Annotated in this window: 9 protein-coding genes and 1 pseudogene; 5 read left to right on the top strand and 5 right to left on the bottom strand. The window is 51.8% G+C overall.

The genetic code is table 11. The features are described 5' to 3' along the window. Window positions 1-180 precede the first annotated feature (180 nt). The 4 genes and pseudogenes from ABVM99_RS00755 to ABVM99_RS00740 all read left to right on the top strand — a co-directional run bounded on the left by ABVM99_RS00755 (window position 181) and on the right by ABVM99_RS00740 (window position 4,262). On the top strand, window positions 181-948 hold the full coding sequence (locus tag ABVM99_RS00755; RefSeq protein ID WP_000125686.1) for an SDR family oxidoreductase: 768 nt from the start codon (window positions 181-183) through the stop codon (window positions 946-948). Window positions 949-1,031: 83 nt separating this feature from the next. Next, window positions 1,032-2,392: pseudogene (locus ABVM99_RS00750) on the top strand (MFS transporter). Then, window positions 2,361-3,452, top strand: a complete 1,092-nt coding sequence (gene idnD, locus ABVM99_RS00745) for an L-idonate 5-dehydrogenase (RefSeq protein ID WP_023195769.1) — start codon at window positions 2,361-2,363, stop codon at window positions 3,450-3,452. Before ABVM99_RS00750 ends, idnD begins: the two are co-directional and overlap by 32 nt. 90 nt (window positions 3,453-3,542) lie before the next feature. Continuing rightward, window positions 3,543-4,262: a FadR/GntR family transcriptional regulator gene (locus ABVM99_RS00740; protein WP_000023780.1), complete on the top strand. Its 720-nt coding sequence runs from the start codon at window positions 3,543-3,545 to the stop codon at window positions 4,260-4,262. A 177-nt stretch (window positions 4,263-4,439) separates the two neighbouring features. Here ABVM99_RS00740 and ABVM99_RS00735 read toward each other — a convergent pair whose 3' ends face one another. The 4 genes from ABVM99_RS00735 to ABVM99_RS00720 all read right to left on the bottom strand — a co-directional run bounded on the left by ABVM99_RS00735 (window position 4,440) and on the right by ABVM99_RS00720 (window position 9,986). After that, complete coding sequence (locus ABVM99_RS00735) at window positions 4,440-5,015, bottom strand: YceI family protein (protein WP_001024319.1); 576 nt, start codon at window positions 5,013-5,015, stop codon at window positions 4,440-4,442. Between the two features lie 195 nt (window positions 5,016-5,210). Beyond that, complete coding sequence (locus ABVM99_RS00730) at window positions 5,211-6,866, bottom strand: glucan biosynthesis protein D (RefSeq protein ID WP_023195768.1); 1,656 nt, start codon at window positions 6,864-6,866, stop codon at window positions 5,211-5,213. Between the two features lie 219 nt (window positions 6,867-7,085). Next, a complete protein-coding gene (locus ABVM99_RS00725; protein WP_052938183.1) occupies window positions 7,086-8,594 on the bottom strand; it encodes a carboxylesterase/lipase family protein in 1,509 nt (502 codons plus the stop codon). Window positions 8,595-8,642: 48 nt separating this feature from the next. Then, window positions 8,643-9,986 (bottom strand): VOC family protein, encoded by a 1,344-nt coding sequence (locus tag ABVM99_RS00720; RefSeq protein ID WP_000024091.1) that lies wholly within the window; start codon window positions 9,984-9,986, stop codon window positions 8,643-8,645. A gap of 292 nt (window positions 9,987-10,278) precedes the next feature. On the opposite strand from ABVM99_RS00720, the gene ABVM99_RS00715 reads away from it, so the two are divergent. Beyond that, window positions 10,279-11,202: a LysR substrate-binding domain-containing protein gene (locus ABVM99_RS00715; protein ID WP_000414259.1), complete on the top strand. Its 924-nt coding sequence runs from the start codon at window positions 10,279-10,281 to the stop codon at window positions 11,200-11,202. Window positions 11,203-11,262: 60 nt separating this feature from the next. Here ABVM99_RS00715 and ABVM99_RS00710 read toward each other — a convergent pair whose 3' ends face one another. Next, complete coding sequence (locus ABVM99_RS00710; RefSeq protein WP_024792626.1) at window positions 11,263-12,888, bottom strand: methyl-accepting chemotaxis protein; 1,626 nt, start codon at window positions 12,886-12,888, stop codon at window positions 11,263-11,265. Window positions 12,889-12,906 lie beyond the last annotated feature (18 nt).

Raw genomic sequence — 12,906 nt, 5'->3', positions numbered from 1 at the left:
TAAATTCAAATCAAATATATACATATAATTCAATTAATTAATATTAATTACGCGGTCACTATGTGGAGCTGTTTGTGATCCTTGTTGCAAATTCATGGGTGAACTGTTGATTTTATCAGGGCGAAAATTCAACCTAAAAAAGGATAGTCGTCATACAAATTAAACAAGTGAGGAAACAACATGACCGCTTTATTTGATTTAACTGGGAAAACGGCGCTGGTAACGGGTTCTGCACGAGGACTGGGCTTTGCCTACGCAGAGGGTCTTGCCGCTGCGGGTGCACGGGTTATCCTGAATGATATTCGCGCCACGCTGTTGGCCGAATCAGTGGATACGCTGACCAGAAAAGGCTACGACGCGCATGGCGTGGCTTTTGACGTCACCGATGAACTGGCGATTGAGGCAGCTTTTAGCAAACTTGATGCAGAAGGGATCCATGTTGATATCCTGATCAATAACGCCGGTATTCAGTACCGCAAACCAATGGTCGAGCTGGAGCTGGAAAACTGGCAGAAGGTGATCGACACTAACCTGACCAGCGCATTTTTAGTCTCCCGCTCGGCGGCAAAACGGATGATCGCCCGCAACAGCGGCGGTAAAATTATTAATATCGGCTCGCTTACCAGCCAGGCGGCCCGCCCGACTGTTGCCCCGTACACGGCAGCAAAAGGCGGCATCAAAATGCTCACCTGCTCGATGGCTGCTGAATGGGCGCAGTTTAATATCCAGACCAACGCCATTGGACCTGGCTACATTCTGACCGACATGAACACCGCGCTTATTGAAGACAAGCAGTTCGATAGCTGGGTGAAAAGCAGCACACCTTCTCAACGCTGGGGTCGTCCGGAAGAGCTCATCGGCACCGCCATCTTCTTATCATCCAAAGCATCAGATTATATCAACGGGCAGATTATTTACGTCGATGGTGGCTGGCTCGCAGTTTTATAAGTCGCCCGCACTCTACCGACTCGCCTTTAAAATTGATGGCATGTGTTTACCCCGATGCATGCCGATATAACACAGGTATTATTATGAAGGCTTCAAGACAACGACTCTTTATTCTCACATTGCTGTTTATTGTGACTGCAATTAATTATATGGATCGCGCCAATCTTGCCGTTGCTGGTTCGAATATCCAGAATGATTTCAGTCTGACGCCAACACAACTGGGTTTGCTTTTCTCCATGTTTACCTGGGCCTACGCTGCCAGTCAAATTCCTGTCGGCTATGTTCTTGATCGCATTGGCTCACGTATTCTTTATGGTGGTGCGATTATTCTGTGGAGTATTTTTACCTTTATGATGGGGTTCGCCTCACACCATTTATTCGCGACGGCAACCGCTTCATTTGCAATGCTTCTGGCCTGCCGCGCATTAATTGTGTTGCCGAAGCGCCATCCTTCCCGTCTAACACAAAAATAATCGCCACCTGGTTCCCGGACCATGAACGTGCCCGTGCGACCGCGATTTATTCCAGTGCACAATATATCGGTCTCGCGCTGCTGACGCCTGCCCTCGCCTTTATTGTGGCTAACTACGGTTGGGAAATGTCGTTTTATCTGTCCGGTGGCGCCGGGATTCTGTTTGGCATCTACTGGCTTATGTATTACCGCGATCCACAGCACAGCACTGCTGTGAACCAAGCCGAACTGGATTATATCAAAGCAGGCGGCGGCTATGGCTCGGAGAACCAATCCTCCGTGAGTGCAAAAATCAGCTGGCAAAATATTAAATTCTTCCTCAGCAAAAAAACGATTTGGGGTTTGTTCATCACCCAGTTTGCCTGCTCGTCTACGCTCTATTTTTTCCTGACCTGGTTTATTGTTTACCTGGAAAAAGGACTGCATCTCTCTATTTCCAAAGCCGGGATAGGCGCCATGCTGCCCTATATTATGGCGATGCTTGGGGTGCTCTGTGGCGGTACGCTAAGCGACATGCTGCTGAAAAAAGGAAAATCCCGAACGCTGGCACGAAAATTACCCGTTATGGCTGGCCTGTGCGTTACCATGATTATTGGCCTGGTCAATTTCTTTGAAAACCAGCCGGTTATTGCGATTGTCATTCTGTCTGTTGCGTTCTTTGCCAACGCCTTTTCAAACCTGGGCTGGGTGGTCTGGAGCGATGTAATTCCCCGTAATTTTCTCGGGACTATGGGTGGCTTTTTAAATATTTGCGGCAACCTTTCGGGGATCGTTAGCCCAATTGTTATTGGGGTTATTCTCCAGCGCACGCAAAACTTCCAGTATGCCATGTGGTATATCGCAGGCGTCGCCGGACTGGGCTTATTAGCCTACATATTCCTGGTGGGCAAAATTGAAGTGATCCTGCCTGAAAAAAAGAATGCCGACACTGTGGATAAGAATGCCATTAACCCGGCAACTGCCAACAAATAATGAGGTCATTATCAAAATGGAAAAAATAACCTGTAACGCTTGTCTGGCCCATGCGGAAAAAGACGTACGCTTTGAATCACGTGAAATCGAGCACAGTGAACATGACGCCGTCGTGAAGGTCGCCTGCGGCGGCATCTGTGGCTCTGATATTCACTACTATCAGCATGGCCGCGCGGGGATGTCTGTCCTCAAGCATCCGATGGTGATTGGCCATGAGTTTGTTGGCGTGATCAGCAAAGTGCCAGCAGGCAGCGACCTGAAAGTGGGCCAGACGGTTGCGGTGAACCCGTCCAGCCCCTGCAATCAGTGCGAGATGTGCCTTTCCGGCCATCAAAATCTGTGCGGCTCCATGCGCTTTATGGGCAGCGCGCAGTTCAATCCGCATGTGAATGGCGGTTTTTCTGAATACGTGGTGGTAAAACCGGAGCAATGCATTCCTTACGACAGGCGCGTGCCCGCAAACGTGATGGCCTTTTCGGAACCGCTGGCGGTCGCCATTCATGCAGTAAAAAAGGCGGGCCAGTTGACAGGCAAACGCGTACTGGTGATTGGCGCAGGCCCCATTGGTTGTCTGATCCTCGCGGCGGCGCGCAGTGCCGGAGCATCTGAACTGGTAGCATCCGATCTCAGCCCACGCTGTCTGGAACTCTCACGCCAAATGGGGGCCACAGCGGTGATGGATCCGCGCGATGAAGAACAGGTTGCCCATTATCAGCAGCATAAAGGCTACTTTGATGTCGTGTTTGAGGCCTCCGGCGCGCCGATTGCCGTGGCATCCACCGTCGACTTCACCCGCCCTGCCGGCACCATCGTTCAGGTGGGGATGGGCGCCAGCCCGGTAAGCTGGCCGGTGTCAACGATGCTGGTTAAAGAACTCAACTGGGTCGGCTCATTCCGTTTTATCGGTGAGTTCATCACCGCGGTACGCTGGCTGGAAGATGGGCGCGTCGATCCTCGCCCGCTTATCAGCGCCGAGTTCCCGCCCCAGCAAATTGAAGACGCGCTGATTACCGCCACAGACAAAAATGTCTCTGCTAAGGTACTCATTCGTTTCGATTAACAGTGTAAAGCGCCCGGCCGGGCGCTTTGTTCTTAAAAGAGAATTGTTATATAATAAAGCACTTCAGCGACATCTTAACGGATACCCATCTTGAGCATAAAATCCATTCAAAAACAGAATGTTGTAAATGAAATTTATGATCAGATAAGCAGCAAACTGCTGGACGGCAGTTGGGCGCCGGGTAGCCGTTTGCCCTCAGAAGCGGAACTGACCACCTCATTTAACGTCAGCCGGGTCAGCGTTCGCAGCGCAGTACAGCGTTTTCGTGACCTGGGGATTGTGGTGACACGTCAGGGCAGCGGCAGCTACGTGAGTGAAAACTTCACCCCGCAGATGTTGAGTAACGATCCCCGCCCAATCATGCACCTTAGCCGCGAAGAGTTTCACGATATGATGATTTTTCGTCAGACCGTGGAGTTCAAATGCGTGGAGCTCGCCGTCACACACGCCACCGATGATGACATTCGCCAGCTCGAGGAAGCATTGAACAACATGCTGATCCACAAAGGTGATTATAAAAAATACTCGGAAGCGGACTACGAGTTCCATCTGGCGATTGTCAGGGCATCGCACAACAGCGTGTTCTACAACGTGATGAGCTCGATTAAAGACATCTATTACTACTATCTTGAAGAGCTTAACCGTGCGCTGGGTATTACCCTTGAAAGTGTGGAAGCCCATATCAAGGTCTACATGTCGATAAAGAATCGCGATGCCAGCACGGCCGTCGAAGTGCTCAATGAAGCGATGTCAGGCAATATTATTGCGATCGAAAAAATCAAATCTACAGAGACATCAGGGACAAAATAACCGTTGGTTACAAGCTCAAGTAGTAGGACAATTTAACATATCTGAATCCGAAATAGTTGCCATCAACTATTTAGTGACATAGTCCCACTTTAAAATCGTGGCAGTGCGGCCTGAAATTAGCGAAGCTTCAAATAGCCAAGCCCCCTTAACATACAATAATTTTCATCATCATTCCCTTTATTGCTTAACCGCCTCTGCCTGGATTTTTATATCGACAACTTTCGTCATCCCCATATCGACCAGATAATCTACACCCCACTGGGTGCGATCTATTTGCGTGACAAAATCACCACCGCAAACCTGCGCCTTGAATATCGGGCTCATATAACAGCCAAACTTGGTGGTGGTTAAGGTGACGGGCTTAGTTACTCCCTTCATTGTTAACAAACCGTCAATAGAAACTGGTTTATTATCTTCAAAATGCCATTTTGTCGATTTAAATACTATTTCTGGATATTTTTCCGCATCCAGAATATCGCTACTGCGAATATGGTTATCAAACGCATCCACCCCGGTATTTAAGGCGCTCACGGGAATCGTCACACGCATCTCTGCGACTTGCTTTTCCGGCTGATATTTCAGTTCGCCGCTAATAGCATAAAACCCGCCATGATTGGTTGAGGTCTGGAAATGATCGATATTAAATACCGCATTGGTATGCGTATTATCAAATTTATATACATCTGCATGAGCAGCACTTAATAAACCCAGAGACAGGACAGCACCAAGAAAACTCTTTTTCATTATATTCACTTTATATCTTAAATAAGGTGAAGTTATCTTAATGTTCCCTGTCCGCAGGATCGAGAGGGATAAACAGGAAGGACTGTTGCAAAAATAGAACGATGGAAAGGCCGTGTCACAAAAACAGCGGCTCACGAATGAGTTTATGTCAGGGCCATTTCCGCAACCTGTACCGCCTTTGTGGCGGTACAGAAGGCAAACTGACTAACGCATGATACGATCGTCGACATAACGGCGCTTATCCGGCGCGGGCGGGAAATACTGATACAGCCAGGTTTCGCTGATAGCCTCCCCCTGGCAGCGCAGGAACATACGCATATCCACCGGTGCCGTAGAATCCGAGGTCGGATACCAGTCAAACTGGATACGATAACCGTCGAAAGGCTCTACGTAGAGGATCTCAATCTGCTTCGCCTCGCCACTGGAGAGCGTAATTACCGGCTCAATGCCTTTTGGCGCGGCCGCTTTCAGATCGCCGCCGACAAAATCAATAGCAAAACGGCGCGCCCATTTATCCGGGTAATGTTCGCCCGGCGCCCAACCTTCGGGAAAGCCACCCATCCCTGTACGGGTCGCCATGACCCGCGCAAGCGGCGATCGTACCGGCGGCTGCGCGCTCCAGTACAAACGATAATTGAACGCCAGCGTATCCCCGGTTTTGATCGCTTTTTCCGGCTGCCAGAAACAGACCACATTATCCAGAGTTTCACCAGTGGTTGGGATCTCCATCAGGCTAACTGCACCTTTCCCCCACTTACTGCGCGGCTCCACCCACAGGCTCGGACGTTTGTTGTACCAGCCCATCACATCCTGATAATGCGAGAAATCGCGATCGAGTTGCAGCAGGCCGAACCCTTTTGGGTTATCGTCCATATATGCATTGAACTGCAATTTCTGCGGATTATTCAGCGGGCGGCAAATCCACTCGCCGTTACCCCGCCACATCGCCAGCCGATCGGAATCGTGAATTTGCGGATGAATGGTGTCGCATACCCGGCGTTCATTATTCCCACAGCTAAACATACTGGTCATCGGCGCAATGCCAAGTTGCTTAATATCTTTACGGGCGTAGAGATGGTTTTCTACATCCATGATCACCTGCGATTTTTCGCAATGAATCACAAATTTATACGCGCCCGTCACGCTGGCGCTGTCCAGCAGAGCGTAAACGGTAAACGTAGTATCGCCCGGCTTCGCGGTGTCAAACCAGAATGCGGTGAAGTCAGGGAACTCTTCCTGACCGTCAGTATAGGTATCTATCGCCAGCCCGCGAGCCGACAGGCCATACTGATAAGTATCATCTACCGCCCGGAAATAACTGGCACCCAGGAAGGAGACGACATCGCGCCGCGCCAGTTCCGGCGCTTTAAAGACACGGAAACCGGCGAAACCGAGATCGCTCTGCCCTTCCAGTTGTGTCGTATCGACGCCGGCATCGTTGTATTTAAACAGTTCCGGGCGAAAATGAATCTCACGAGCAAGATGCGTCGTCGTATCAACGGAAAACATGCGTACGCGACGACGAAAGCCCATCCCTACGTGGAAAAACTGAATATCGAGCTGCCGGTTGGCAACACCGTTCCAGAGTGAATGCGCCGCGTCATACTGAATGCTGTTATAGGCCTGCGGCGTCAGATTGGCGAGCGTATCCGGCAAGGGTCCCGGCGCGCCGCCCCAGGGCTTTTTCGCTAACGCCTGGGCCATTGATTGCAGACCAGCAAAATCAAAACGGACAATTTTACCATCCGCAATATCGGATTCCGCGGCAAACGCCGCCTGAGAAAAGAGTGAAGCAATACCGCTGGAACCGCACACGGCGGCCATTGCCATTGAACCTTTAATAAATCGTCTACGATTCATACCTGAAAATGAGTCCTTCTGGTCTTGTGAATGGTCCCGCGCTGGTTTTTTCAGCAGCAAGAATGTGCCCGTTTCTGACCGCTCACTCTAGACAAAATTCATTAATAATCCAATTGTTGGTCGCCTGGAAACTGTGCAAAAGCGTAAATATTTTATGTCGATAAGAACCGACCGAATCGGATGTAAACCTCACGCAGCATTCTTCAGGTTATGAAAAGTTTATTCCAGACTAACGTGATGTTTCATGACTCGTTTAAACAGCGCCAGACGCGCACGCATAAAGCGGTTTTCCACTTTAAAACCGGCAAGTTTGTTCAGCCCAATCCGCAACAGACGATCTCGCCCCCGAATGCTGGCGGGCCAGCGAACCGGGCCGTGCAGCACGTCGCGCGTGCGGCTGGCATGACGAGCGAAATTCACCCAGTAATCCGCCACCTGCGAGGCAAAGGCCAGGTCATTCTCATTCACATAATGGCATGTGGGCTCAGCCCGCGTTAACGTATCGAATACATACGGTATTTCATTGCCATGACAGGCACCATTCGCGTAGGTGTTATGCTCCGCTTCGGCGACATAATCAAACCAGTAACGCCAGCACGGTTCGCCGATCCGCTGCTGCGCTTGCATGACGACATAACCCAACGTGGTAAATACCATATCCCGACAGACCTGCCGCCCTAGTGCTTCGTCGCCTTTCACTCCAGGATAAAGCAGCCGGATTAACCCCAGGCCAACACGCCGCTCACGGCGCATTTTTTGAATTTGACCGGCAATATCGACGCCAAAAACTGCCAATACGCTGGCTTCATCGCTATTCGAGCCGATCATCACCGGTATGGGATGCTGTTTCGCCGCAAAGAAGGTTTCCAGCATCGGATGCGGCAGCACGACGTCGCCGGAAATCGGCGTCGGCGCAATTTTAAAAGGCGCGTCCAGCGGCCAAAACGTCTCTGCCGGTAAAGCGCGTAGCTGTTCGGCAGTGGCATGGGCTAAGCCAAGATGTTCTGCCAGCGCAACGCCTTTTTTTAGCGCCACCTCGCGGGGCGTATCCGGCAGCGTATAACCACTCTGAATAATCGCTTTATGAAAAAGCCTCTTCGCCAACGGCGAAGCCATCAACGACAGCACGCTGCGGGCGCCGGCGGATTCGCCAAATAACGTCACATTCTGCGTATCGCCGCCAAACGCGGCAATATTGTCCTGCACCCAACGCAGCGCAGCGATTTGATCGAGTAAAGCGAAATTATGAATACACTCCGCCCCTTCGCCTTCCAGCGCCGGATGCGCGAAAAAGCCCAGATGGCCAAGCCGATAATTGACCGTCACCACGATCGCGCCGCGCTTCGCCAGCGCTTGACCGTCATAGGGCGGCAAACTCCCCGCGCCAATGGTGTAACCGCCGCCGTGTAGCCAGACCATGACCGGCAACGGTTCATGACGCACGGCGGGAGCCCAGACGTTCAGATAGAGACAGTCTTCGGAAAAATTTCCCGGATCGCCGCCGCCGAGTTCACGACACCAGGTAATATCCTGCCAACTGGCGCAGGAGAAACAATCCGCCTGGCGCACATCCTGCCAGGGCGTAACAGGCTGCGGCGCACGCCAGCGTAGCTCCCCTGTTGGCGGCGCGGCATAAGGTATACCGCGCCAGATATGGATTTCTTTCTGTACGACGCCCACGATTTTACCGTGACGCGTCGCCACCAGCGGGATGGAGGGATTCAACATAACGCCTTCCTTTTACAGTATCCTCACAGCCTGTGAAGCTTACCGCTTTTAAAGCAGACCGCAACGGCGTTTACTGCGTTCTTCCGCTTCCTGATATAACGAAAATTCATCCCGTACTGCACATCCCAGCGCCTGTTCAAAGGCGTCGCGGCTGGCATTGCCGTGGCTTCTTGCCAGCGTTTCATCTCCCAAATTCGACTGAAAAATGCCGGCTGCGCTGACCGGAAGAAAATCTTCATAGGTAATCGGCTGCGCGATTACCCAACCGCGCTCAATAAGCGGCTGCGGATCGTCGCCAGGATGGATCGCCTGACGATGCGCCTCGCCGGAAGGCGTTAAGCGATAGCGGAACCAGGCAAGCCCCTGCTGGCGAAGCAGAAATTCGCTATCCGGAAAGGCGTTAAAGACCTCCCGCAAATGGAGTTGATGCGTGAAGTTATCCTTACCCGTTCCCGCCTTGTGCAACAGTTCGTCATATAATCGACGACCTTTTGGCGTCAGCGCGACGCCACGTTGCTCAATTTCGCCGAAGCGCGCCGTGTGCGTACCCTGCTTTTCATCAACGAAGAGCACCTGCTCTTCCAGAGCTTTGAAACTGGTTTGCCGCAACAGAATAGGCACTTCGCGGCGAGGCGGACCTTCGATAAGAATTTTAGGCGTAATGCCGCACTCCGGCATCATGGCCTGTACCCGGTCGATATCCAGAGTACGCGGCGTCAGATGGTTAATGTGACATCCCGGAAAACAGACCACGTCGGCAATTAAACGATGCTCACGATGCAGGCTGCGGTACGTTTCTTCATCAACGGTAGCCTGACGATGCCAGCGAAAAGTCTCCAGCGTTTCACGGACGAACTCTTCGGCCTGAGCAGCACTAAAACCGCCCTGCTCGTCGTACTCATCCAGCAATTGTCGGCAGCGTGATGTAAAAATATCCCGCTGCGATAAGATTTCCGCCGCCCGCTGGCGTAATGCCGCGTTTTCAATGAGCTCCAGGCGTAATAGCGAAGTGAACATGCGAAAGGGATTACGCGAGAGCGAAGCCTCGTCAATGGGACGAAATGCCGTGGAGTGCACAGGCACGCCCGCCTGAGAGAGATCGTAATAACTTACTGGGTACATCCCCATGATGGCGAATATCCGACGCAAGGTAGAAAGTTCTTCTGCGGTACCAACACGAATGGCGCCATGTCGTTCCACGTTCAATCGCGCCAGTTCATCGGCATTAGCCAACTGCTCATGCAGTTTGGGATTATTTTCCAGCACCGCCAGATTCACGTCAGCCACAAGTTCCAGTAACGTACCGTACTGCGGAACTTCCTGCTGGTACATTGCCGACATTGCCTGCGAAAAGTGTTCCCGAATCTCATCTGCCGTGATGGTGTTCGCCATAATGTCATGCCTCCAGTGAATGTTACCTGGAGTGTAGAAAACCTCATCCATTCCGGGGAGAAGAATTTATAAAGTGTGATCCGGTCTGAATTCATTATGCAGAACGGATTGACATGAGTTGGCATATCCCCGACCAGATCGCGGCTTAACATGCTTAACGGCAGTTGAATCATCAGTAAAATAAAACAGTTGTAACTTGAAATGGTAAAATGTTAATAATATTTTGCTATCAGGTTATCAAAAACAAACAACTTTACTTGTCACCCGCACGGCTCTGTTTTTAACATCGCTTATGGAAAAAAATGGTCTGTTTAGTCAGCGCATTCGGTTGCGCCACCTTCATACATTTGTCGCCGTTGCGCAACAGGGAACGCTGGGGCGCGCGGCTGAAACCCTTAACCTGAGCCAGCCAGCGCTTTCTAAAACGCTGAACGAACTGGAACAACTCACCGGAACCCGTCTGTTCGAACGCGGGCGACTGGGCGCGCAATTAACGGTTCCTGGCGAACAATTTTTGACTCATGCGGTAAAAGTATTAGATGCATTGAATACCGCCGGGCAGGCGCTGAATCGCAAAGAGGACGCCAGCGCCGATGTGGTGCGTGTTGGCGCGCTCCCTACCGCTGCGCTGGGTATACTCCCGGCGGCTATTGGGCGGTTCCATCAACAGCAAAAATCGACCTCGTTACAGGTCGCGACCATGAACAATACGATGTTGCTTGCAGGTCTGAAATCAGGCGAGATCGATCTGGGTATTGGCCGCATGTCAGACCCGGAATTAATGGGCGGTTTAAATTACGAACTGCTGTTTTTAGAATCGCTTAAATTAGTGGTACGCCCCGGTCATCCCCTGTTACAGGAGACGATCACGCTCAGTCGGGTTATGGAGTGGCCGGTAGTCGTCTCGCCAAAAGGCACGGTACCGCGCCAGAATGCGGAAGCCCTGTTGCAAAGCCAGGGGTGTAAAATGCCTGCCGGATGTATCGAAACGCTATCCGCATCGTTATCACGACAACTGACCGTAGATTACGATTACGTCTGGTTCGTCCCCTCTGGCGCGGTTAAAGAAGATCTTCGCCAGGCGACGCTGGTCTCATTACCCGTGCCGACCCAGAGCGCGGGCGAGCCGATAGGTATTCTTACGCGAGTTGATATCCCGCTCTCAACCGGGGCGCAAATGCTGATTGCGGCGATCCGTAAATCGATGCCGCTGTGATAGCGGCTGTCGGAGAATAAACGCGCCCGCGGCTAAAATAGCCCGCTGGCGCGACGCTTACTAAAGGAAGGATGATCGCATCGTCGCGCCAGTATCCTGTAAATGAAACGCATCAACGGCTTGCGTCAAGCGGGCGGCCTGTTCTTCAAGCGAAGCCGCCGCCGCGGACGCCTCTTCGACCAGCGACGCGTTTTGTTGCGTAACCTTGTCCATCTCAGAAATCGCCTGACTGACCTGAACAATACCGCGACTTTGCTCATCAGAGGCTGCCGCGATATCGAGCATAATATCGGTGACGCGTTTGACGGCATCCACAATCTCATTCATGGTGCTCCCCGCAGCGATAACCTCTTCAGATCCTTGTTCAATCAGGCTGACCGATGCGCCGATCAAGCCTTCAATCTCTTTTGCCGCCTGCGCGCTGCGACTGGCGAGGGTACGAACCTCACTGGCGACTACCGCAAAACCGCGTCCTTGTTCCCCGGCACGTGCCGCCTCGACCGCCGCGTTCAGCGCCAGAATGTTGGTCTGGAAAGCGATACTGTTAATGACGGCGGTAATTTCCGAGATTTTTTTCGAGCTGGTGGAAATATTCCCCATCGTTTGTACGACCCCGGAAACCATCTGGCCTCCGCGACTGGCTTTACCGGAAGCATCTTCCGCTAGTTTGCTGGCGTGATGCGCATTATCCGCATTCTGTTTAACGGTTGCCGTCAACTGTTCCATACTGGCCGCAGTTTGTTCAATGGCGGCAGCCTGCTGTTCAGTACGAGAAGATAAATCCGTATTACCAGCAGTAATTTCGCTGGTGCCTCGATAAATTTCCTCCGCCCCCTGACGCACCGCCCCTACCGTTTGTTGCAACGCATGCTGCATCTGCTGAAGATGATGACTCAAGCGACCAATTTCACTGCGTCCTGTGGGCTCGTCAGCCATGGTCAGATCGCCGGCCGCAATGCGTTCGATACGTGACGCAGACTGCTGCAAGGGTTGTATCACCGTGCGACGCAGCGCCATGAAGGTCATTAACGTCAATACCAGCGCCAGCGTAAATGCGCCAATCATAAACATCATACCGAGCCGGGTACGTTGGTAAGCCTGCTCGCTAAGTAGTCTCGCCCGCTCGGTGCGCAGTTCAATCGCTTTCAACAGGACATGGTTATATGCGGCATCCAGTTGTTTTGCCTGCTCGTTTTCATGATTAATGATCGCTTCGAACATGCCATTTTTGGCAAATTTCAGCATCGGTTGCAGGCCGTTGATATAGGCGGTGTAGCGGGCGTTTAACTCGTTATCCAATGCGTCATCGGCGGGTGTTTTCACCGCTCTGGACATATAAGCGTTAAAGCCGTCCTGAGACTGCTTGATCCGCGTTTCCGCAGCGGCAATATTGGCTTTCATTTCATCCATTTCAGCAATCCGGCTCGCCGCGCCAGCGTGGATCATATTGATACGTGCGGTACGTAAGTGGTTAGCGCTGTTGGATAATCCCATCCGTACCTGAATCTCGTCCGTGACATCACGCTGATCGCGATCGGCCTGTAACAGAAAATAGCCTGCCAGCCCGGCGCTCAAAGCAAAAAGAAGAAGGATGCCACCGAGAATGGAGGAAAACAGCGGAACCAGCCGAATATGATGCAGGAAGCCCAGTTTATGCGAGGCTTGCATCGAGAATGTGTTGCCCATGACCGTCGACTCTCTTGT

This window comes from Salmonella sp. SJTUF15591 (assembly GCF_043356435.1).
Lineage (GTDB): Bacteria > Pseudomonadota > Gammaproteobacteria > Enterobacterales > Enterobacteriaceae > Salmonella > Salmonella enterica.
Note: the sequence above shows the minus strand (reverse complement) of the source record. Positions and strands in the feature narration are given on the sequence as shown.